The following is a 20971-nucleotide window of genomic DNA, read 5'->3' on the forward strand; positions in this document are numbered from 1 at the left end:
GGCGCCGCCACGTGCGCTCGCCGGCACGGCGCCGACACGTGCGCTCGCCGGCACGGCGCCGCCACGTGCGCTCGCCGGCACGGCGCGACCCCGCGCGTTCTTCGTGCCTTCCCCGAGGCTTGCGCGTGACGCGGCTCGCGCTCGTCACCGGCGCCGCGCGCGGGATCGGAGCGGCGACGGTCACGCGGCTCGTCGCCGACGGGTTCGACGTGCTCGCGATCGACCGCGACGGGGACGACGCACGGCTGCCGTACGCGCTCGGTCGGTTCGCGCCCGCCGCGGACGCGCCGAGCGCACCGCGCTCCGCCGCGGAGATGTCGCTCGCGGCGGACGCGCCGCGCCGCGGGCACGTCACCCGCGTGCGCGCGGACGCGACCGACACGGAGGCCTTGCGTGCGGCGATCGACGCGGCCGGTGGCGAGCTCGACGTGGTCGTCGCCGCCGCCGGCGTGATCGCCGGTGGCGTGCCCGCGTGGGAGCTCGACCCGGCGGCCGAAGCGGCGGTGCTCGAGGTCAACCTCGGCGGGGTAATGACCGCCGCGCGGGTCGGCGTGCCGGCGCTGCTGCGGCGCACCGAGCCACGCGAGGGGCGGTTCATCGCCGTCGCCTCTGCCGCAGCGACACGCGGATTGCCGCAGCTGGCCGCGTACTGCGCGGCGAAAGCGGGCGTCGTCGGGTTCGTGCGTGCGCTGGCCGTCGAGCTCGGCGGGACGGGCGTGACCGCCAACGCCGTCTCCCCCGGCTCCACGCGCACGCCGATCCTCGACGAGAGCGCACGACTGTACGGCCTCGAGTCAGCCGAGGCGTTCGCCGCGCAGCAGCCGCTCGGTCGCCTGATCGAGCCCGAGGAGGTCGCGGCCGTGATCGCGTTCCTGGCCTCCCCGGAGGCGCGCGCGGTGACCGGCGCGGACTACGCCGTCGACGGCGGCCTCTCGCTATGAGGCGAGCGCGCGCTGCCGCCGCCACGAGCGGCGCTCGGCCGTCGTGAGGCTCATCCTCGACCCCGCCGTCCGCCTCTACGCCGGCGGGCGCGTCCTCGCCGCGCGCGGCCGCATCATCCGGCTCAGCGAAGGCGGTCCGGCCGCGCTGCGCGCACTGCTCGCCGACACCGCGACGCCCGCGCAACGCCGCCTCGGGGAACGCCTGCTCGACGCCGGCTTCGCCCACCCGCGCCCCGCCCCCACCCACGTCGAGATCACGATCGTGATCCCCGTCAAGGACGACGCCGCCGGCCTGGCCCGCTGCCTCGCCACGCTCGGCGGCCGCGGCGCGGACGCGCCCGCCGCAACGTCGCCGCCCGCCACGACGTCGCCGCCCGCCACGACGTTGCCGCCCACCGCGACATCGCCGCCCGCCGCGACATCGCGCGCCGGCGGCGGCGCGCGTCCGTCGCCGCCCCGCGTCATCGTCGTCGATGACGGCTCGGCCGTGCCGATCCCGGGAGCGGTGCGCCGTGACCGCACCGGCGGGCCGGCCGCCGCGCGCAACACCGGGCTCGAGCACGCGCGCACGGAGCTCGTCGCGTTCCTGGACGCCGACACGCTCCCGCCGCCCGACTGGATCGAGCGGCTCGCCGGGCACTTCGACGATCCCAAGGTGGCGGCGGTCGCGCCGCGCGTCCGGGCCGCCAACCGGCGGCGGTCGCCGCTCGACATGGGTCCGCGCCGGACCGTGCCGTACGTGCCGAGCGCGGCGCTGCTCGTCCGCACGCCCGTGCGCTTCGACGAACAGCTGCGCTACGGCGAGGACGTCGACCTCATCTGGCGACTGCAGGACGACGGCCAGCGCGTGATCTACGACCCGAGCGTCGTCGTCCTGCACTACGAGCGCCGCACGCTCGCGCGCACCTTCCGGTACGGCACGTCCGCCGCGCCGCTCGCGGCCCGTCACCCGACCCGGCTCCGGCACGTCACCCTCGCGCGTCCCCGCCCGTTCGCGCTCGCCCGACTGCTGCACGCGAAGGGCGTGCCGCGCCACGTCGCGCTGATCTGGACCGCCCAATCGCTCAAGCAATCCGCCCTCGGGCTCGCACACCTGGCCAGCGCGTATGGAATCGGGGTCGCCTGGGGTAAGATACGAGGACTTCCAACTATCTCAGGTCCACGCATTTCATGAGCGCGATCAAGCACGACCCCCAGCAGGCCGAGCGCACGACGCTCTCCGGCGAGCCGATCAAGGCGCTCTACGGGCCGGAGGACGTCCGGGAGCACGACGCCAACATCGGTGATCCGGGCCAGTTCCCGTTCACGCGCGGCGTCTACCCGTCGATGTACCGCGGGCGGCTGTGGACCATGCGGCAGTTCGCCGGCTTCGGCACCGCCGAGGAGACCAACGAGCGGTTCCGCTACCTGCTCGAGCACGGGCAGACGGGCCTGAGCACCGCCTTCGACATGCCGTCCCTCATGGGCCACGACAGCGACTCTCCACGCAGCCTCGGCGAAGTGGGCCGTGAGGGCGTCGCGATCGACACGGTCGACGACATGGAGACGCTCTTCCAGGGCATCGACCTCGGCGACGTCACCGTGTCGATGACCATCAACGCACCCGCGGCGATGATGCTGGCCTTCTACGTGGTCGCGGCCGAGGAGCAGGGCGTCCCCGCCGACAAGCTCGGCGGCACGATCCAGGCCGACATCCTCAAGGAGTACATCGCCCAGAAGGAGTGGTGCTTCCCGGTCGACCCGGCGATGCGCCTGCTGGGCGACATGATGGAGTGGTCCACGCGCAACATGCCGCGCTGGCACCCGGTGTCGATCTCGGGCTACCACATCCGCGAGGCGGGAGCGACCGCCGCGCAGGAGCTCGCGTTCACGCTCAAGGACGGCTTCACCTACGTCGAGGAGCAGCTCGCGCGCGGGATGGACGTCGACGACTTCGCACCGCGCCTGTCCTTCTTCTTCAACGCGCAGATCGACTTCTTCGAGGAGATCGCCAAGTACCGCGCCGCGCGCCGGATCTGGGCGCGCGAGCTGCGCGACACGTACGGCGCGAAGAACCCGCGCAGCTGGCTGATGCGCTTCCACACGCAGACGGCCGGCGTGAGCCTCACCGCCCAGCAGCCGCTGAACAACATCATCCGCACCGCGATCGAGGCGATGGCGGGCGTGCTGGGCGGCACGCAGTCCCTCCACACGAACTCTTACGACGAGGCGCTCGCCCTCCCCACCGAGGACGCGGTCCGGATCGCGCTGCGCACGCAGCAGGTGATCGCGCACGAGACCGGCGTGACCAACACGGTCGACCCGCTCGGCGGCTCCTACTTCGTCGAGGCGCTGACGGACAAGATCGAGGAGCAGGCCTACGCCTACTTCGCCAAGATCGACGAGCTCGGCGGCATGGTCGAGGCGGTCAAGCGCAACTACCCGCAGCGGGAGATCGCGGACGCCGCGTTCGAGCTGCAGGAGAAGATCGACGCCGGTGAGCGCGTCGTCGTCGGCGTCAACCGCTACACCGAGGGCGACGACGGCGAGACCCCACTCCTGCGCATCGACCCCGATCTCGAGCGCAAGCAGATCGGCCGTGTGCAGGCCGTCCGCGCGCGTCGCGACGGCGCCGAGGTCGAACGGCAGCTGGCCGAGCTGCGCGCCGCGGCCGCCACGCAGAGCAACCTGATGCCGATCCTGATCGCCTGCGCCCGCGCGCACGCGACCGAGGGCGAGATGGTCGACGCGCTCCAGCACGTCTGGGGTGCCTACACGGAGTCGCCGGTCTTCTAAGTAGGCTCGGCAGCCTTGCCGAGTTTCGATCCAGTACAAGAAGCGGCCCGCAACTGGGCCAAGCACTTCGGCGAGGACCCGGTCCCGTCGATGGCGGCGGTCACGAGCATCATGCGCGTGCAGCAGATCCTGCTCGCGCGCCTGAACGACACGCTCAAGCCGTTCGACCTGACGTTCCCGCGTTACGAGGCGCTGATGCTGCTGTTCTACAGCCGCAAAGGCGCGCTGCCGCTGGGCAAGATGGGCGACCGCCTGCAGGTGCACCGCACGAGCGTCACCAACATCATTGACGGCCTGGAGCGGTCCGGGTTCGTGACGAGAGAACCGCACGAGCGCGACCGGCGCACGACGCTCGCCGCCTTAACGGACAAGGGCCGCCAGACGGCGGCCCAAGCCACAGAGATCTTGAATCAGATCCACTTCGGCACCGAGCCCCTCGCGAAGGAGGAGCTCGATGCCGTCACTCGCACGCTGCATCGCCTGCGAGCGGATGCCGACGGCTTCGATTAAGAAGCCGCAGGCGATTTAGAAGCCGAGGCTCATGAACTCGTCGACGTTCTCCTGCGTGACCGTGGTGGCGGCCAGCGTGATGCGGGAGGGGATTTCCGGAGCGGCGAAGCCCGGGATCCCCTTGTTCTGGCCGAGCAGCGACGCCAGGTAGACGGCGTCAGCGGACATGGCCGGGTTGTAGAGGAACGTCGCCTTCCACAGGCCACCCTCCTTGACCTTCTCCATGACGGCCTTGGAGCCGCCGGCGCCCGTCATCCACATCTCGTCCTGACGGCCGGCGTTCTCGATGGCCGAGGCAACGCCCTCGCCCATGTCGTCGTCGTGCGTGTAGACGGCGTCGATCTGCTTCTGGGCCTGGAGGATGTTCTCCATGACCGAGAGGCCCTTGTCCGGGACGAAGTCGGCCGGCTGCGAGGCAACGATCTTGATGCCGTCGTTGCAGCGCTTCTTCAGCTGGTCGGCGAAGCCCTTCGAGCGCTGCTCGGTCACCGAGATGCCCGCGACGCCCTGGATCTCGACGACGTTGCCCTTGCACTGCAGCTGGTCGGCGAAGAAGTTGCCGGCCTGCACGCCGATGCCGTAGTTGTCGCCACCGATGACCGTGTGGTACGCGGACGCAGCCGAGAACTCACGGTCGATGTTGATGACCTGGATGCCCTGGTCCATCGCCTTCTGCGCGACGGGGGTCAGCGGCTCACCCTCGTTCGGCAGAACGACGAGCACGTCCGGCTTCTCCTGGATCAGCGTCTCGATCTGGTCAGCCTGCTCGGCCGACGTCGTGGCCGAGTCGTTGACCGTCATGTCAAGGCCGAGCTCCTCAGCCTTGGCCTTGGCGTTGTCCGACAGGGCCTTGAGCCAGCCGTGGTCGGCGGCCGGGGCCGAGAACGCGACCTTGACGTCGGCGTTCTGAGCGGCCTGCTCCTCCGTCGTGGCCGACTGCGTGGCCGTGGCGGTGGCGTTGCCTTCCGGCTCGTCCTCGCCGCCACAGGCGACGACTCCGAGACCGAGGGCGAAGCCGGCACACACCACCGGCACGACACTCTTGAACTTCATGTTGGCACTCCTCCTCATTGCAACGAGCGATCTAGGGTGATTCCGTTCGGTTACTTCTGTGTTGAGAATCCGTTCAGCTACTGCTGCGGCGCTGCAGCAGCACGGCGGCGAGGATGATCCCGCCCTTGGTGATCGACTGGATCTCAACCGCCAGGTTCATGAGCGTGAGCAGGTTGAACACGATGGCGAAGGTGATCACGCCGAGCACCGTTCCGACGATCGTCGCGCGACCGCCGGCGAGGCTCGTTCCCCCGATCACCACGGCGGCGATCGCGTCGAGCTCGTTCAGGTTGCCGGCCACGGGCGAAGCGCTCGCGAGCCGGCCGCACAGCAGGATGGCGGCGATGCCGACGCAGAGCCCGGACAGCGCGTACACGCTGAACAGGATCCAACGCACCTTGATGCCCGCGATCCGCGCGGCCTCAGGGTTGCCGCCGACGGCCACGACATAGCGGCCGTAGGGGGTGCGGTTCAGCAACACCCAGCCGATCGCTGCGACCGCCAAGAAGACGATCAGCGACGACGGGATGCCGATGACCTCGCCCGTGCCGAACCAGCGCACCGCGTCGAGGTCAAAGAGGGAGATCGGGGTCTTGTCGCTCATCCACAACGCGAGGCCTCGCGCCATCAGCAGCATGGCCAGCGTGGCGATGAACGGGACGACCTTGCCGTACGCGACGGCGAGGCCGTTGACCGCGCCGAGAGCAAGGCCCATCAGGATCGCGCCGACGATGAACGCGAACGAGCCCGAGTCGACGAGGAGACCACCGGCGACGCCCGAGGCGGCGAGCATCGAGCCCACCGACAGGTCGATGCCGGCGGTGGCGATCACGAACGTCATGCCGATCGCCAGCACGCCGACGATCGAGCCCTGACGGAGCACGTTGAAGAGGTTGTCCGTCGAGAGGAACGAGTCCCCCTTCAGGATCGTCCCCGCGACGACCAGGAGCGCGATCACGCCGACGAGGGCGTACTCCTGGATGTCGAAGCTCTTGCCGCTTCCGGCCGCTTTCTTGTTGGCGGGAGGCGCCGCCTCAGCCGTGCTCATCGTGTCTCCTCCAAAACAACATTGGTGTCAGTCGGCGCGACCGCATGGCTCAGCAGCTCAACCTCGGTCGCGGTGCTCCCGTCGACCTCGGCGACCAGCTCGCCCTCGCGCATGATCAGGATTCGGGAGCTCAACCCCATCAGCTCCTCCATCTCGGAGGAAACCACCACGACGGCGATACCCGCCGCCGAAAGCTCGGCGATCAGCCGGTAGATCTCGGCCTTGGCGCCGACGTCGACGCCGCGCGTCGGCTCGTCGAGCAGCAGGACGCGGCACTCGCGCAGGAGCCAGCGGGCCAGGACGACCTTCTGCTGGTTGCCGCCGGACAGCTCGCGCGTGATCCGGTTCGGGTTGTCCGGCACCGTGTTGAGCTCGCGCAGCTTCTCGCCGGTCTGCTTGCGCTCCTCGCGCAGGTTGATGAAGCCGGCCGTGGTGAAGCGGCTCATGTCCGCGACGCTCACGTTCTTGGCCAGGCTCCACTGCAGCAGCAGGCCCTGGGACTTGCGGTCCTCGGGGGCCAGGCCCATCCCGCGCTCGATCGCGACGGCGGGATTGCCGGCCGGGAGCTTCTTGCCGTCCAGGTGGACCTCGCCGGTGTTCGGCTTGTCGAGGCCGTAGACGAGGCGCAGCAGCTCGGAGCGACCGGCGCCGACGAGACCGCCGATGCCGAGCACCTCACCCGCGCGCACCTGGAACGAGCACTCCTTCACGCGCGGGAGACCCGAGACGCCGCGGACGTCCAGCACCACGTCGGCGTCCGGGGCGACCTTCGCGCGGTCCGGGAACAGCTGGTCGACCTTGCGGCCCACCATCTTCTCCACGAGCTGCGCGCGGGGCGTGTCGGCCGGCAGGCCGGTCGCGACCGTGCGGCCGTCGGAGAGGACCGTGACGCGATCGCCGATGCGCGGGATCTCGTCCAGGCGGTGGGAGATGTAGATGACGCCGACGCCGTCGGCGGTGAGCTTGCGGACGACGCCGAAGAGGATCTCGACCTCGCCGTCGTCGAGGATCGCGGACGGCTCGTCCATGATCAGCAGCTTCACGTTGCGCGACAGGGCGCGGGCGATCGAGACGATCTGCTGCGCGGCGGGGCGCAGCTGGCGGACGAACATGTCCGGCTTGATGTCGCCGTGCTCGAGGCGCTCCAGGAGCGCGGTCGTGTCGGCGCGCATCTTCGCGCGGTCCAGCAGGCCGAGCCGGCGCGGCTCGTGGCCGAGGAAGATCGACTCGGCGACGCGCAGGTCCTCGACGAGGTCGAGCTCCTGGTAGATCGTGCCGATGCCCAGCGCCATCGACTGCGACGGCTCACCGACCGGAAGGGGCTTGCCCTCGATCAGGATCTCGCCCTCGGTCGGCGCATGCACGCCCGAGATGCACTTGATCAGCGTCGACTTGCCGGCGCCGTTCGGGCCGAGCAGGCAGTGCACCTCGCCGGCGCGTACGTCGAAGTCCATGCCCTTCAGGGCCATGACTCCCGGATACTGCTTCGTGATCCCTCGGACCTCGAGCAGCGGAGCGGTGCTCTCGCTCATCCTGCGACCCCCGCAGATTCGATCGAAACGTCGACCCAACGGTCCTCACGAGCGGACCGAAGGACAGCGTCGGTGAGCCGGGCGGCGCGCAGGCCGTCCGCGAACACCGGCAAACCATCGGCAACCGTACCGGTCTCGACCGCGTCGTAGACCTCCGCCGTGAAGGCGTCGAAGCAGTCGGCGTAGCCCTGCGGATGACCGGGCGGAAGCACGGCGTAGCGCTGGGCGGCGGCGGACATGTGCTCCGGGTCGCGCTTGACCAGCGTGACCGACTCGCGCCGGCCGACCCACAGCTCCTCCGGCTCCTCCTGGCAGAACTGGAGCGCCTCTTCACCGCCGTCGATCTCGAGCCACAGGCGGTTCTTGCGGCCGGCGGAGATCTGGCTGATGACGGTGGAGCCCACGGCGCCCTGGTCGGTCTCGAACTGCACGACCGCGGCGTCCTCGGTGCCCACGGAGCGGGCCTCGCCGGCGCCGTTGGCGCTCGAGAAGGCGGCGTGGGCCTCGGTCTTGGTGCGCTCGCGGTTGGCGATCAGGGTGCGCGCGCACAGGCGCACGATGCGATGACCGGAGACGAACTCGGCGAGGTCGCACCAGTGCGAGCCGATGTCCGCGAACGCCCGCGAGGCGCCGCCTAGATCCTCTTCGACGCGCCAGTTGTCGTCGGTCGCCTTCAGGAGCCAGTCCTGGAGGTACGTGCCGTGAATGAGACGCACGGGACCGGTGCTCTGGTTGCGCACCCGCTCGCGCGCCTCGCGCACTGTGGGGTAGAAGCGGTAGACGAACGGGACTGCAGCGATCTTCCCGGACTGCGCGGCCGCGTCGGCCAGGGCCTGGGCGCTGTCCGCGTCCATCGCGATCGGCTTCTCGAGGATCACGTGCTTGCCCGCGGCGAGGGCCGCCTCGGCGAGCGGGACGTGAAGATGATTAGGTGTGCAGATGTGGACGACGTCGACGTCGTCTGCAGCAACCAGCTCGTCGGCGGACTCGAACGCGCGCTCAGCGCCGAGCGCCGCGGCGGCACGCCGGGCGCTTTCTGGCGAGGAAGCGGCCACCCCCACGAGGGAAGCCCCCGCAAGCCGGGCGGAGCGCGCATGTACGGCACCGATGAACCCGGTCCCTGCGATGGCAACACGAACACCTCGTGACATGCAAACCAAGCTAGTACGACTTCATCCGAGTGTCAAGCAAAAGCCTGTCGACGAATAACCAAGTTCGTCAGACAATCGAAGTCTTCGGTTGGACACTTCAGTCGATTTGACCCGAGAAGTCTGGTTAACTCGACGGCATGCTGATGGCGGGAGAGGGCAACGGCAGCACATCACCGACCGGTGCGGGGCGTGTTTTGTCGCTCATCCGCGATGGGGAGGCCGTTACGCGCGCGGACCTCGCCCGCCGTACGGGACTTGCCCGCTCCACCGTCGCCCAGCGCGTCGAAGCACTCCTGGCGCACCAGCTGGTCTATGAGGCCGGCGGCAGCGCCTCGACCGGCGGCCGGCCGCCGACGGTCTTGGCGTTCAACCGCTCGGCGGGCGTCGTGCTCGTGGCCGATCTCGGCGCGACCCACTCCCGCCTGGCGGTCAGCGATCTGTCCGGTGCGCCGCTCACCGAACGTGCGTACGACACCGACATCGCGCGGGACCCCGAGGACGTGCTCGCGTGGGTCAACGAGCGGTTCGAGGAGCTGCTGGCGGAGGTCGGGCGGGGCGCCGAGGACGTGCGCGGGATCGGCGTGGGCGTGCCCGCGCCCGTGGCCTTCTCTCGCGGCGAGCCCGTCGCGCCGCCGATGATGCCGGGCTGGGACGGCTACTCGATCCCGGACTGGTTCGCCCAGCACTACGACGCGCCGGTGCTCGTCGACAACGACGTGAACATCATGGCGCTCGGCGAGCACTGGATGCACTGGCGCGACACCGATCACCTGCTGTTCGTCAAGCTCGGCACGGGCATCGGCTGCGGCATCGTCACCGACCGGCGGATCCACCGCGGCGCGCAGGGCGCGGCCGGGGACATCGGGCACGTGCGGCTCGCCGGGCACGACGACGTCGTCTGCCGCTGCGGCAACGTCGGCTGCCTGGAGGCGGTCGCGGGCGGGCGCGCGCTCGCGGCGCAGCTCGCGCGCCGCGGACTGGACGCGACGACCTCGCGGGACGTCGTCCGGCTGGTGAAGGCGGGCGAGCCCGCCGCCGTCGCCGCGGTCCGTGACGCCGGCCGCTTCCTCGGCGAGGTCCTGGCCGAGTGCATCAACTTCTTCAATCCGGGCGCCATCGTCATCGGTGGCGACATCGCCGACGCGCACCAGCATCTCCTCGCGGGCGTGCGCGAGATCGCCTTCGGACGGTCACTGCCGATGGCCACGCGAGACCTCCGGATGGGCTGCTCGCAGCTGGGCGACCGGGCGGGCGTCATCGGCGCCGCGATCATGGTCGTCGAGCACGTGCTGGCGCCGGACACGGTCGACCGCGCGATCGCCGCCGATATGGCGGGTGCGGCAAAAAAGCGCCCCGCGACGGCTTAAGACCAGCGGGTTGGCGCAAGTCGGCCGGAGTTCGACTTTTTGTGCGGCCGCCAGCGAAACTTTCCGTCAGAAGGCACGGCGAGCCGCCGCCCCCTCTGCTTTACTTCCGTCGATGGCGGACCCTCAAGCGAACCAACTCCCATGACCGGCGCGGGGTCGTTACTTCGCCTGATCCGCAACGGGGAGGCGGTCACGCGCGCGGATCTCGTGCGCCGCACCGGTCTTGCGCGCTCAACAGTCGCGCAGCGGCTTGACGCACTGCTCGCCCATCAGCTCGTCTATGAGGCCGGTGGGAGTGCCTCCACCGGCGGCCGTCCGCCCACGGTGCTCGCCTTCAACCAGGGCGCGGGTGTCGTCCTGGTCGCCGATCTCGGCGCCACGCACTCCCGCCTCGTCGTGTCGGATCTCGCGGGCGGCCCGCTCGCGGAGACCACGTTCGACATGGACATCGCCGACGGTCCCGAGATCGTGCTGGAGAACGTCAATGAGGCGTTCGTCGGCCTACTCACGGAGATCCAGCGCAGCCCGGACGACGTCCGCGGCATCGGCGTCGGCGTCCCCGGCCCGGTCGCCTTCTCGCGCGGCGAGCCCGTCGCGCCGCCGATCATGCCCGGCTGGGACGGCTACTCCATCCCCGGCTGGTTCAGCTCGCACTACGACGCGCCGGTCCTCGTCGACAACGACGTGAACATCATGGCGCTCGGCGAGCACTGGACCTACTGGCGCGAGATCGAGCACCTGCTCTACGTCAAGATCGGCACGGGCATCGGCTGCGGCATCGTCGCCGGCCGCCGCATCCACCGCGGCGCCCAGGGCGCGGCGGGAGATATCGGCCACGTCCGTCTCGCGGGCCACGACGAGGTCATCTGCCGCTGCGGCAACATCGGCTGCCTCGAGGCCGTCGCCGGCGGCCGCGCGCTCGCCTCCAACCTCACCGCCGCCGGCCTGCACGCCGAGTCCTCGCGTGACGTGGTCACGCTCGTGCGCGCGGGTGAGCCCCAGGCCATCCAGGCCGTCCGCGACGCGGGCCGCTATCTCGGCGAGGTGCTCGCCGGCTGCGTGAACTTCTTCAACCCGGGCGCCATCGTCATCGGCGGCGACATCTCCGAGGCCCACCAGCAGCTGCTCGCGGGCGTGCGCGAAGTCATCTTCCAGCGCTCACTGCCGCTGGCCACGGGAGACCTCCGCATCGTGCCCTCCCGTCTGGGCGACCGCGCCGGCGCGATCGGCGCCGCGATCATGGTCATCGAGCACGTGCTCGCGCCCGAGGCCGTGGACCGCGCGATCCAGGCCGGCCTGGCCGCGTAGCAACCCGCGCGCGGGCACGCCCGCGCGCGCCGTGGCGCGTCCTCGCCGTGGAGCTCCGCGCGTGACGCGTCTCGCCGTGTTGCCGTGTCCGGGGAGCACACCGTCGGGCGCCGCGTCAAGAAACTCGTGGCCGCCACGGCGGCGGGGTGCGCGGCGGTCGTCACGAGTTTCTTGACCCGACGCGGCCGGCGCGCTCTGGGCTGGTCAGGCCGGCTGGGGCCGGCGAGCCCGGGCGCGGGCCAAGTGCGCACGTGCACTCGAGCGCTGGGTTTCTGGGCGCAGCGACCAGAAACTCGACGCTCGATGCACCGAGCAAGAGCGCGCCGCCCGACGGTGTGCTCCCGGACGCGACACCGCACCCGGGAGCGCCACTTGAACTGAGCGCCGCGCCCTAAGAGGCGCGTGCGGCCTCGGTGACGCCGGCCAGGTCCAGCAGCAGGTCGCGCACGTCCGTGGCGGCCACGCGGTCCCGCGCGTGCGAGCCCTCGCTGCACAGGAACACCGGGCCGTCCTCGTCGCCGGGCGGCATGAGGCCGTGCGTGCCCTTGATGTACTTGGACGCGTCCAGGCCGACGACCGAGAGGACGTAGCGGAAACCCGTCTTCTTGCGCACGAGGGCCTTGGCGCCGCGGATCTTGGCGCCCTTCTCGTCGTCCGGGTCCCAGAGCAGCTCGGCGGGGTCGTAGCCCGGCTTGCGGTGGATCTCGACCTGCTGGCCGAAGTCCGGAGCGTGCTTGTTGTCCAGCCAGTAGTGGTAGGTGAACCAGGCGTCGCGCTCGGCGAGGACGACGAGCTCACCGGAGCGCTCGTGGTTCAGGCCGGCCGCGGCCAGCGACTCGCCCTCGAGCACCTCCCCCACGCCCTCGAGGTTCGTGAGCAGCTCGCGCACCGCGGGGATGTCCGCCGCGTTGGGCACGTAGACGTGGCCGATCTGGTGGTCGCTCACGCAGAACGCGCGCGAGGTCCACGGATCGAGGTACTCCATGCCGGCCTGCGTGTAGACGTTCAGGAAGCCGGCGCGGCGCAGGGCGCGGTTGATCTCGACCGGCCGCCGGGCCTCGGTGATGCCGTACTCGCTGAGGACCACGATCTGGTCGCCGCGGGTGCGGCAGTGGTCGATCAGGTCGCCGAGCACCTCGTCCAGCTCGCGCGCGGCGGTGAGCGCCTCGGGCGACTCGGGGCCGAAGCGCTGGTGGTCGTAGTCCAGGTGCGGCAGGTACACGAGCGCCATGTCGAGGTTCTCGTTGTCCAGCACGATCTTCGTGGCGTCCGCGATCCACTTGGTGGACTTGATGTTCGCGGTCGGTCCCCAGTACTGGAACAGCGGGAACTCGCCGAGCGGGCCGACGAGGTTGTCGTGCAGCTGCGGCGGGAACGTGTAGCAGTCGGGTGCCTTGGCGCCGTCGGCGTAGTAGATCGGGCGCGGGGTGACCGTGAGGTCGGTCGAGGCGCCCATCGCGTACCACCAGCAGACATTCGCGACGCGGAAGTCGGACTTCGCGCGCCGAGCCGTCTCCCAGACCTTCTCGCCCTGGACCAGCTTGTTGTGCTGGCGCCAGAGGAAGACCTCGCCGAGGTCACGGAAGTACCAGCCGTTGCCGACGATGCCGTGGTCGGTCGGCTGCTTGCCGGTCACGAACGACGCCTGCACCGAGCAGGTGACCGCCGGGACGATCGGGTCCAGCGCGGCCTGGAAGCCGGTAGCGCCCAGCTTCGCCGTACGCGGCATGTGCTTGAGCGCGCGCGGCGTGAGTCCGACCGCGTCCACCACCACGAGCGTCATTACAGAACCTCCGCTCCCAGCGCGACCAGACGGTCGCGCGTCCATTCCAGCTCGGAGGCCAGCCCGGCCACGAGCCCTTCGTCATCCGTGGGCGCGTCCTTCATGACGCTCCACGTGTAGGTCTCGACCTCATAGTGCCGCGTCCGCGGCGCCGCGCCCCCGGCGAGCTCGCCCAGCGTGTCGACCAGCTCGTCCTGGGTCGTGTGCTCGTGCGTGTGCACGGGCACATGGAAGTGCACGCGCCACTGGTCCTTCGCGGGCAGCGCGCCCTCCAGGGCTTCCGGCAGGTCGTCCGTGCCCTGAACCCGCGCGTCCACGATCTCGCGCGTCTGATGCAGGAACTTCGGCTCGACGAACCCCGCGAGCAGCTCGCGCCCCGCCTCGGACGACGGGTCATCCACCCGCAGAGCGGAAGACACCTGCGTCTTGACGACCGACACGCCCGCCTCGTCCAGCGCGGCGACCGCGCCCTCCCCCGTCTCGAACTGCACGGCGAGATGGCACGCGTCCAGGCACACGCCGATCCAGTCGGGAGCGAGGCCGCGCAGCGCCTCACAGGCCTGCGCGATCGTCTCGATCGTGCAGCCCGGCTCCGGCTCGAGCGCCAGCCGAACCCGCTTGCCCGTGTCGCGGTGCACGCGCTCGAGCTCAGCGGCGACGTCGGCGAGCCCGCGCAGGGACTCCTCCTGCTCCGCCGGGCCCCATCCCTCGCGCCAGCCCAGCGGCAGCGTCGAGATCGAGCCCTCCTCGACGTCGTCGGGCAGCAGGCGAGCGAGCAGCCGCGCCAGCCCCTTCGTGTACTCGCGCCGGGCGTCCTGCGCCCAGTGCGGCCAGTACACGTCGGTCTTCACCACGTCGGCGTGGAACGCCTTGTACGGGAAGCCGTTGAGCGTCACCACTTCCAACGACAGCTTGCGCAGCTGCTCCGACAACCGGTCCGCGGCCGCCTCGTCGGCCACCGCCGGCGCCGCGACCCACAGGCCGACGCCCAGCGACGGCACGTCGAGGCGCTCGCGCACGCGCGCCGTGTAGCGCTCGAGCTGCGCCGCGACCCCGTCGAGGTCGTCAGCCGGGTGGACGTTGGAGCAATACGCGAGGTGAAGCAGGCTGCCGTCGGGGTGACGCAGACGCATCCGTGCCCTACCGCTCCCCGCGCAGCACGCCGCTGCCCTCGAAGGTCGCGGTGAGGTCCGGCGCCTCGATGTCGTCGATGATCAGCTGCCCGCTCTGGGCGAAGAACTCGACCGGGTTGCGCCACACGAGGCGATCGATGTCGTCGGCGCTGAAGCCGGCCTCCGCCATCGCGTCGGCGGTCTTGCGGACCTTCAGCGGGTCCGAGACGCCCCAGTCGCAGGCGGAGTTGACCAGGATCCGCTCCAGGCCGTGCTCCTGCGCGACGCGGACCATCCGGTACTCGTCCATCTTCGTGCCCGGGTAGATCGAGAAGCCGGCCCAGCAGCCGGAGTCCAGCACGTCCTTGACGGTCAGCTCGTTGTTGTGGTCGATGACCACGAACTCCGGCTTGACGCCCGACTCGATCACCATCTCGATCGTCTTGCGCGTGCCGTGCGCCTTGTCGCGGTGCGGCGTGTGCACGAGCACCGGCAGCTCGAACTCGACGGCGAGCTCGAGCTGGGCCTTCATCGCCCACTCCTCGGCGGCGGTCATCGCGTCGAAGCCGATCTCGCCGACCGCGACCACGCCGTCCTTCGCCAGGAAGCGCGGGAGGACCTCGATGACCTCGCGCGCGAGCGCCTCGTCGTTGGCCTCCTTGGGGTTGAGGCCGATCGTGCAGTGATGGCGGATGCCGAACTGCCCCGAGCGGAAGCGCTCCCAGCCGAGCAGCGAGTTGAAGTAGTCGATGAACGAGCCGACCGCGGTGCGCGGCTGCCCGAGCCAGAACGCCGGCTCCACCAGCGCGCGCACGCCCGAGGCGTACATCGCCTCGTAGTCGTCGGTCGTGCGCGACGTCATGTGCGCGTGCGGGTCGAAGATTCTCATGCGTTCTGCTCCTGGACGTTCCGGTAACTCAGCGCACGCTCGGCCGCCGCGCGGCGGTCCTCGAACGGGCTCTGCAGCTCAGCTTCGATGGCCGCGATGTGCTCCGCGGACGGGTACTGGTCGATGACCGTCCAGACCTCGGGCGGCAGGTCACGGCCGGCCGCCACGCGCTCGTGCACGAAGGCGGCGAGCATGCGCGCGCCGTCCGGCGTCACGCGCTCGGGCAGGCCGTCGATGCCGAGGATCGGCACGCCGACGAAGACGCACTTGATCACGGCCTGGTCGAACTGGGCGTCGGACAGGTGCTTGGTCGCGTACGGCCCGAGCGCCGCAGCGATGAGCCGCGTGTCGTTCGTGCGGATCGCGTCGTCGACGAGTCCGAGCCCACGGTCCTCGATGTCCAGGTACGCGAGTGCGCGCAGCACGCCGCGCCGCTCGGCGGCGTCACCGAAGCGGTACAGCTCGGCCAGCTCGGCCTCGGCCCGCTCGCCCGCGGCGAGGAGGAGCAGGACGCGCGCGGCGTCGTCGACGGTCCACGCCCACACGTCGGCGGGGTCGGCGGACGGGTCCAGCGGCTCACGCCCGACCTTGCGGCCGACCATCGCGAACTTCGTGCGCAGCGCGGCGGCGTCGGCCGCCACCGCGGCGCTCGTCTCGCGCAGCCAGGCCAGTCCTTCGGGCCGGGCCCGCTCCTCCAAAGCAGCAGTCAGATCTTTCATCGAATCGCCTCACGCTCAGCCGCGCGCAGCGCGGACTTGGCCGCCGGCACCGTCTCGTGCGCGGCATGGGAATGTCGTGAGAGCTCGACCGCGACCATCCCGGTGTAGTCGATCTCGGAGAGCACCCTCAGGCTCTCGTCGAGGTCGAGCTCGCCTTCGCCGAACATCAAGTGCTCGTGGACGCCGCGCCGCATGTCCTCGATGTGGACGTGCGCGAGCGTCGGTGCGCCGCGGCGCACGCACTCGGTCACCGACATCGGCTCCAGGCAGACGATGTGGCCGATGTCGAGCGTCAGCCCGAGCGCCGGCGGGCTGCCGAGCCGCCGCTGCAGCTCCTCGTAGTCCGACAGCTGCTCGACGAGCATGCCCGGCTCGGGCTCGAAGGCGAGCGTGATGCCGTTCGCCTCGGCGTGGGTGAGCACGCGCTCGCAGCCGTCGACCAGCAGGTCCCACGCCTTCTCGGGCGACTCGTCGGGCGCGATCGAGCCGCTCCACATCGAGACGACGGGCGCGCCGAGCTCGGCCGCGACGTCGACCGCGGTGCACAGCAGGTCCACGCGCTTCTGGCGGCCGTCGCTCACGAGCGTCGGGAAGTGCTTGCGGCGCGGGTCCAGCACGAAGCGTGCGCCCGTCTCCACCACGCACGTCATCCCCCGCGCTTCCAGTTCCGCGCGCACGCGCGCCGCACGCGCGCGCAGGCGCGGGGCGAACGGGTCGAAGTGGATGTGGTCGAGGGTCAGCGCGATGCCGCCGTAGCCGTTCTCGGACAGCAGCTCGAGTGCGTCCTCGAGGCGGTGGTCGGACAACCCGTTCGAGACGTAGCCGAAGCGCAGGCTCAAGTCACTTTCCTCCTCTTGGCCATCTTCCGGGCGAGCGGGAACAGCGCCGCGATGCCCGCGGCGGGCCCGAGCGAGCCCGACCCGGCGAGCAGCCCGGCTTCGAGCGGCATGAGGCCCATGATCCCAGCGCCGACGGACTTCTGCAGGCGGGCGGGGGTCGGCTCGGCGATCGCGTCCACGTGCGCGCGGCCGACGAACGCGCCGTAGGCGCCGGCCAGGCCGAAGGCCGCGCCGCGCGTGAGCTTCGGCGCCCCCTGGGCCAGCAGCGCGCTCACGCTCGCCACGGCGGCGGTGCCCGCCAGCGCGCGCTTGGACACGCCCGGGTCGCCGCCGGTGACCTCCTGGCGCGAGACCTCGGTGACCATGGTGATGTGCGCCGTGACCACCGCGGCGGCGGGCAGGGCGGCGGCCGCGCCGCGCGTCCCGGAGCCCATCAGCACATCCAGCCCGCGGCACGCGGCCATCGACAGCGACGCCACCGGGGTGTCCTTGCCGAACAGGTCGTAGCCCCAGACCGCGGCGGCCAGCGGCCACGCGACCGGCAGCGCGCGGCGACCGTCGGCGGCCACGGCCAGCGCGAGCGAGCCTGCGGTGAGCGCGCCCGCGAACCCCAGCGCGAACTCGGGCGAGACACGCCCGGAGGGAATGGGCCGTGAGGGACGCTCGACCGCGTCGACCTCACGGTCGGCGTAGTCGTTGAGCGCCATGCCGGCGAGGTACATCATCGACGACGACGCGACCAGCCCCGCGGTCCGCGGGACGTTGCCGAGCTGGCCGGACGCGGCGACGCCGACGAGCACGTCGCCCGGCACGGACAGCACCGCGGGCAGCCGGACCAGCTCGGCGATGTCACCCGCGCGGCGAATCCGAGCCCGTCGCCGAAAGCCGCGCTGCATCGCCTAAGCGACGACCCGCTGGAGTACCCAGCGCTCGAGCATGTCGTACTGCGTGTGGAGGGCGTGCTCGCTGGTGCCGACCGGGTCCTTGAAGAAGAACGCGAGCGAGCTCATCGGACCGCGTTCGCCGCGCTCGAGGGCGAGGCCCATCAGGCGGATGAGGTCCAGCAGCAGCGGGGCGGCCAGCGTCGAGTCGCAGCCTTCCCACGTGAACTGCAGCTTCATCCGGACGCCCATGAAGCCTTCGAAGACGATGTGGTCCCAGGCGGTCTTCCACTCGCCCATGTCCTTGACGTCCTCGATCCGGATCGGCGCCTCGACCGGGTAGCCGAGGATGTCCTCGAGCAGCTTGCCCTTGGAGTCCAGCTTGGACTGCGCGCGCTCGGGATCGGCCAGCGCGGCACCGTCGCCGCCGCCGAGGATGTTGTACCCGGCCCACGAGCGGACCTTCAGGTTGCGCGTGCCGAGCGCCGGCGCCAGCACGGACTTCATGAACGTCTCGCCCGTCTTGCCGTCCGAGCCCGCGACCGGGACCTCGTGGGCCTCGGCCAGCGCCTCGATGGCGGGCAGGCGCGCGCCGACGGAGGGCGTGAAGTCCACGAACGCGGCGCCGACCTCGATCGCCGCCAGCGCGTACAGCGCGCTGGGCGGCAGCACGCCGAGGCCGCGGTCCAGCGCGTCCATCAGCAGCGCGGGGTCCTGGTGCGCGGGGTGCGGCTCGACCGGCGCCTCCGTCGAGGAGACGTTGACGACGACCAGGCGCTGCAGGTCGTGACGCGTCTTGAACGAGCTGAGGTCCGAGACGATCCGGCCCAGCGCGGGGCGCGGCTCGGTGCGCGCCTCGTGGCCGGTGATGCCCGGACGTTGCTCGGACTCGGCGGCCTCGATGGCGGCGCCGAGCGCGTTCGGCAGCCCGTGCGGCAGCACGCCGTCGTCGACCAGCTTCGCGGCGCGCAGCGCCAGCGGCGTCTCGACGACGTCGTGGCCGCCGAAGACGAGATCCCCGAGCTCCGGCATGCCGGCCTCGGTGAACGGCGGACGCATCGTCACCATGCCCGTAGGCTCGGTGAGACCGGCAGCGACAGCCGCCGCGCCGGTCAGCGCGGTGGTCGCAACCGACCCGCGACCACCGACGAGCCACACGCCGACCCGGCGATCGGTACTCATGACCTGGGACCCTCCACTACACGACGAGCGTAGCGTCGTGCCTCTCCTCGCTTCATCGCGTCCACTTTATGCTGCATGTCAAGACCAAGTCTGTTCGTTGCCCGGCAAAACAAATCTTTCGGCTAGGTACGAGATGGTGACCCGCGTACTCGTCCTGAGCTTCATGCTGACGCTAGCGTCCGCTTGCGGGAGCCAGGCCAGGACCGGACAAATGAACGACCGTCCGCGTGTTCTCGTGTTGACGAAGACGACGGGCTACCGCCACGACTCGATCCCGGCCGGCGTACGCGCCATCCAGAGGCTAGGACAGTCGCACCGCTTTACCGTGGATACGACCAGTTCGACCAGTCGGTTCACCACCAAGGGACTGGCCCGCTACGACGCGGTGATCTTCCTCTCGGCCACCGGCACGCCGGTCGCGCGCCGCGCCCAGCAGCGCGCGTTCGAGCGCTACATCCGGGGTGGCGGCGGCTACCTCGGCGTGCACGCCGCGTCCGACACCCGCGGCAAATGGGCGTGGTACGAGGGCCTGGTCGGCGCGCGCTTCACGCGTCACGCGCCCGGGACCGCCCGCGCCACCGTGAGGGTCGAGGACCGCGAGTCGGCGGCCACGAAGGACCTCCCCGCCGAGTGGACGCGCACGGACGAGTGGTACGAGTTCGATCGCAACCCACGCGGGCGCGTGCGCGTGCTCGCCACCGTCGACGAGTCCACCTACCGCGGCGGGACGATGGGCGCGGACCACCCGATCGCCTGGTGTCACCGCTACGATGGCGGCCGCTCGGTGTACACCGCGATGGGGCACACGCGGGAGTCCTTCTCCGAGCGGCGGTTCCTTGCCCACCTTCAGGGCGCAATCGAGATGGCCACCGGCCGCGCGAGGTTTGACTGTGCGCCTTAGTCCAGTTCCGCTGATGCTCTGCTTCGTCCTGGCCGCGTGCGGCGGGAGCGATCCGCAGCCGTCAGACCCGACGTCCGAGCCGACCACGGAGGCCACGGCCGAGCCGGACGGCGGCGGCGACGCGCAGCTGTCGTCCACGCCTCCCCCGGCCGCGGGCGACAACTCGAGCCCCGCGGTCAACTCGATCGCGGTCGACCCGGGCGACGGCACGATCATCGTCGGCACCGGCCCGGCGCTGTTCCGGATCGACCCGGGCGCCAAGGACGGCGAGCGGATCCTCGGCCAGCTGAGTGGCCTGAGCGCGCCGGCCACGGTGTCAGGGAACCTCGTGGTGCGCTTCACGGGTCCGGGAGAGCTGCTCGCCTCCGGCCACCCGCAGGAGGGCGACGTGTCAGAGAACCTGCCGTTGATGACCTCCAGCGACCACGGCGACACGTGGCAGGTCGTGCCCGACACCGTCGAGGCCGACTACCACGAGCTGGAGATCTTCGGCGACCAGCTGATCGCCGTCAGCGTCGAGTCGCCGGACATCCAGGTCAGCCGCGACGGCGGCGTCACGTGGGAGAAGCGCACGCCGCCGCAGTTGCCGATCGACGTCGTGGTCGACCCGTCCGACCCCGAGCACTGGGCCGTCTCGACCGAGCAGGGCACGTTCCTGTCGACCAACGGCGGCAACTCCTGGCGGCCGCGCGATCCCAGCTCTGGGGCCAGGCTCGCCTGGCCGGCCAAGGACAAGCTCTACAGCCTCGAGCGCAACGGGCAGCTCCGAGTGAGCGCGGACGGCGGCCAGAGCTTCAAGCCGGCCGGCGATGTCGGCGGACTCCCGAGCGAGTTCACCGCAGACGGACAAAAAGATGAGCTGTACGTGGCCGTGGTCGGCGGGAAGGTCCGCAAATCCGCGGACGGCGGAAAATCCTGGACCACGGTCGCGACCTTGAAGTGATTCGTTGATTACACGAATCGCTTTGGAGGTGGCATCG

At 70.8% G+C, this 20971-nt stretch carries 19 protein-coding genes; 8 read left to right on the plus strand and 11 right to left on the minus strand.

Annotated elements, in window-relative coordinates; translation table 11 throughout:
• Positions 1–125: 125 nt before the first annotated feature.
• The 4 genes from OJ997_RS29905 to OJ997_RS29920 are packed head-to-tail and all read left to right on the plus strand — an operon-like array spanning position 126 to position 4226.
• On the plus strand, positions 126–941 hold the full coding sequence (locus tag OJ997_RS29905) for a mycofactocin-coupled SDR family oxidoreductase (protein WP_270029022.1): 816 nt from the start codon (positions 126–128) through the stop codon (positions 939–941).
• Positions 942–984: 43 nt separating this feature from the next.
• Entirely contained in the window at positions 985–2115 is a 1131-nt protein-coding gene (locus OJ997_RS29910) for a glycosyltransferase (protein WP_270029023.1), read from the plus strand.
• Positions 2112–3716 (plus strand): acyl-CoA mutase large subunit family protein, encoded by a 1605-nt coding sequence (locus tag OJ997_RS29915; RefSeq protein WP_270029024.1) that lies wholly within the window; start codon positions 2112–2114, stop codon positions 3714–3716. The genes OJ997_RS29910 and OJ997_RS29915 overlap by 4 nt, the downstream gene beginning before the upstream one ends.
• 15 nt (positions 3717–3731) lie before the next feature.
• Positions 3732–4226 carry a MarR family winged helix-turn-helix transcriptional regulator gene (locus OJ997_RS29920; RefSeq protein ID WP_270029025.1) on the plus strand — a complete coding sequence of 165 codons (495 nt, stop codon included), beginning with the start codon at positions 3732–3734 and terminating at the stop codon, positions 4224–4226.
• A gap of 15 nt (positions 4227–4241) precedes the next feature.
• On the opposite strand, the gene OJ997_RS29925 is transcribed toward OJ997_RS29920, so the two are convergent.
• From OJ997_RS29925 to OJ997_RS29940, 4 genes are all read right to left on the minus strand, one after another.
• Complete coding sequence (locus tag OJ997_RS29925) at positions 4242–5279, minus strand: substrate-binding domain-containing protein (protein WP_270029026.1); 1038 nt, start codon at positions 5277–5279, stop codon at positions 4242–4244.
• A gap of 73 nt (positions 5280–5352) precedes the next feature.
• On the minus strand, positions 5353–6327 hold the full coding sequence (locus OJ997_RS29930) for an ABC transporter permease (RefSeq protein WP_270029027.1): 975 nt from the start codon (positions 6325–6327) through the stop codon (positions 5353–5355).
• On the minus strand, positions 6324–7859 hold the full coding sequence (locus tag OJ997_RS29935) for a sugar ABC transporter ATP-binding protein (protein ID WP_270029028.1): 1536 nt from the start codon (positions 7857–7859) through the stop codon (positions 6324–6326). Before OJ997_RS29935 ends, OJ997_RS29930 begins: the two co-directional genes overlap by 4 nt.
• Positions 7856–9010 carry a Gfo/Idh/MocA family protein gene (locus OJ997_RS29940; protein WP_270029029.1) on the minus strand — a complete coding sequence of 385 codons (1155 nt, stop codon included), beginning with the start codon at positions 9008–9010 and terminating at the stop codon, positions 7856–7858. The genes OJ997_RS29935 and OJ997_RS29940 overlap by 4 nt, the downstream gene beginning before the upstream one ends.
• 137 nt (positions 9011–9147) lie before the next feature.
• Between OJ997_RS29940 and OJ997_RS29945 the strand changes: the two genes are divergently transcribed.
• Complete coding sequence (locus tag OJ997_RS29945; RefSeq protein WP_270029030.1) at positions 9148–10377, plus strand: ROK family transcriptional regulator; 1230 nt, start codon at positions 9148–9150, stop codon at positions 10375–10377.
• Between the two features lie 141 nt (positions 10378–10518).
• Positions 10519–11685 carry an ROK family transcriptional regulator gene (locus OJ997_RS29950; protein WP_270029031.1) on the plus strand — a complete coding sequence of 389 codons (1167 nt, stop codon included), beginning with the start codon at positions 10519–10521 and terminating at the stop codon, positions 11683–11685.
• A 391-nt stretch (positions 11686–12076) separates the two neighbouring features.
• On the opposite strand, the gene OJ997_RS29955 is transcribed toward OJ997_RS29950, so the two are convergent.
• The 7 genes from OJ997_RS29955 to OJ997_RS29985 are packed head-to-tail and all read right to left on the minus strand — an operon-like array spanning position 12077 to position 19090.
• On the minus strand, positions 12077–13468 hold the full coding sequence (locus OJ997_RS29955) for an alkaline phosphatase family protein (protein WP_270029032.1): 1392 nt from the start codon (positions 13466–13468) through the stop codon (positions 12077–12079).
• Entirely contained in the window at positions 13468–14601 is a 1134-nt protein-coding gene (gene eboE, locus OJ997_RS29960) for a metabolite traffic protein EboE (RefSeq protein ID WP_270029033.1), read from the minus strand. Before eboE ends, OJ997_RS29955 begins: the two co-directional genes overlap by 1 nt.
• 7 nt (positions 14602–14608) lie before the next feature.
• The gene (locus tag OJ997_RS29965; protein ID WP_270029034.1) at positions 14609–15469 is read right to left on the minus strand and encodes a TatD family hydrolase; all 861 of its coding nucleotides are present in this window, start codon (positions 15467–15469) and stop codon (positions 14609–14611) included.
• Positions 15466–16188, minus strand: coding sequence for an EboA domain-containing protein (locus tag OJ997_RS29970; RefSeq protein WP_270029035.1), 723 nt, complete (start codon positions 16186–16188; stop codon positions 15466–15468). Before OJ997_RS29970 ends, OJ997_RS29965 begins: the two co-directional genes overlap by 4 nt.
• Positions 16185–17027 carry a sugar phosphate isomerase/epimerase family protein gene (locus OJ997_RS29975; protein ID WP_270029036.1) on the minus strand — a complete coding sequence of 281 codons (843 nt, stop codon included), beginning with the start codon at positions 17025–17027 and terminating at the stop codon, positions 16185–16187. Before OJ997_RS29975 ends, OJ997_RS29970 begins: the two co-directional genes overlap by 4 nt.
• Entirely contained in the window at positions 17024–17923 is a 900-nt protein-coding gene (locus OJ997_RS29980) for an SCO3242 family prenyltransferase (RefSeq protein WP_270029037.1), read from the minus strand. Before OJ997_RS29980 ends, OJ997_RS29975 begins: the two co-directional genes overlap by 4 nt.
• Before the next feature lie 3 nt (positions 17924–17926).
• Positions 17927–19090 (minus strand): inositol-3-phosphate synthase, encoded by a 1164-nt coding sequence (locus OJ997_RS29985; protein ID WP_270029038.1) that lies wholly within the window; start codon positions 19088–19090, stop codon positions 17927–17929.
• A 211-nt stretch (positions 19091–19301) separates the two neighbouring features.
• Here OJ997_RS29985 and OJ997_RS29990 point away from each other — a divergent pair, with 211 nt between their 5' ends.
• Entirely contained in the window at positions 19302–19991 is a 690-nt protein-coding gene (locus OJ997_RS29990; RefSeq protein ID WP_270029039.1) for a ThuA domain-containing protein, read from the plus strand.
• Between the two features lie 13 nt (positions 19992–20004).
• Positions 20005–20934 carry a sialidase family protein gene (locus tag OJ997_RS29995; protein ID WP_270029040.1) on the plus strand — a complete coding sequence of 310 codons (930 nt, stop codon included), beginning with the start codon at positions 20005–20007 and terminating at the stop codon, positions 20932–20934.
• Positions 20935–20971: the final 37 nt, after the last annotated feature.

Source organism: Solirubrobacter phytolaccae, assembly GCF_027587195.1.
In the GTDB taxonomy this organism is placed as follows: domain Bacteria; phylum Actinomycetota; class Thermoleophilia; order Solirubrobacterales; family Solirubrobacteraceae; genus Solirubrobacter; species Solirubrobacter phytolaccae.

Bases quoted from the DNA above. Each gene is read 5' to 3' on its own strand.
- OJ997_RS29935 (WP_270029028.1), bottom strand. From the start codon at position 7,859: ATGAGCGAGAGCACCGCTCCGCTGCTCGAGGTCCGAGGGATCACGAAG.
- OJ997_RS29950 (WP_270029031.1), top strand. From the start codon at position 10,519: ATGACCGGCGCGGGGTCGTTACTTCGCCTGATCCGCAACGGGGAGGCG.
- OJ997_RS29930 (WP_270029027.1), bottom strand. From the start codon at position 6,327: ATGAGCACGGCTGAGGCGGCGCCTCCCGCCAACAAGAAAGCGGCCGGA.
- OJ997_RS29955 (WP_270029032.1), bottom strand. From the start codon at position 13,468: ATGACGCTCGTGGTGGTGGACGCGGTCGGACTCACGCCGCGCGCGCTC.
- OJ997_RS29990 (WP_270029039.1), top strand. From the start codon at position 19,302: ATGAACGACCGTCCGCGTGTTCTCGTGTTGACGAAGACGACGGGCTAC.
- OJ997_RS29945 (WP_270029030.1), top strand. From the start codon at position 9,148: ATGCTGATGGCGGGAGAGGGCAACGGCAGCACATCACCGACCGGTGCG.
- OJ997_RS29980 (WP_270029037.1), bottom strand. From the start codon at position 17,923: ATGCAGCGCGGCTTTCGGCGACGGGCTCGGATTCGCCGCGCGGGTGAC.
- OJ997_RS29985 (WP_270029038.1), bottom strand. From the start codon at position 19,090: ATGAGTACCGATCGCCGGGTCGGCGTGTGGCTCGTCGGTGGTCGCGGG.
- OJ997_RS29995 (WP_270029040.1), top strand. From the start codon at position 20,005: ATGCTCTGCTTCGTCCTGGCCGCGTGCGGCGGGAGCGATCCGCAGCCG.
- OJ997_RS29940 (WP_270029029.1), bottom strand. From the start codon at position 9,010: ATGTCACGAGGTGTTCGTGTTGCCATCGCAGGGACCGGGTTCATCGGT.
- OJ997_RS29970 (WP_270029035.1), bottom strand. From the start codon at position 16,188: ATGAAAGATCTGACTGCTGCTTTGGAGGAGCGGGCCCGGCCCGAAGGA.
- OJ997_RS29965 (WP_270029034.1), bottom strand. From the start codon at position 15,469: ATGAGAATCTTCGACCCGCACGCGCACATGACGTCGCGCACGACCGAC.
- OJ997_RS29925 (WP_270029026.1), bottom strand. From the start codon at position 5,279: ATGAAGTTCAAGAGTGTCGTGCCGGTGGTGTGTGCCGGCTTCGCCCTC.
- OJ997_RS29915 (WP_270029024.1), top strand. From the start codon at position 2,112: ATGAGCGCGATCAAGCACGACCCCCAGCAGGCCGAGCGCACGACGCTC.
- eboE (WP_270029033.1), bottom strand. From the start codon at position 14,601: ATGCGTCTGCGTCACCCCGACGGCAGCCTGCTTCACCTCGCGTATTGC.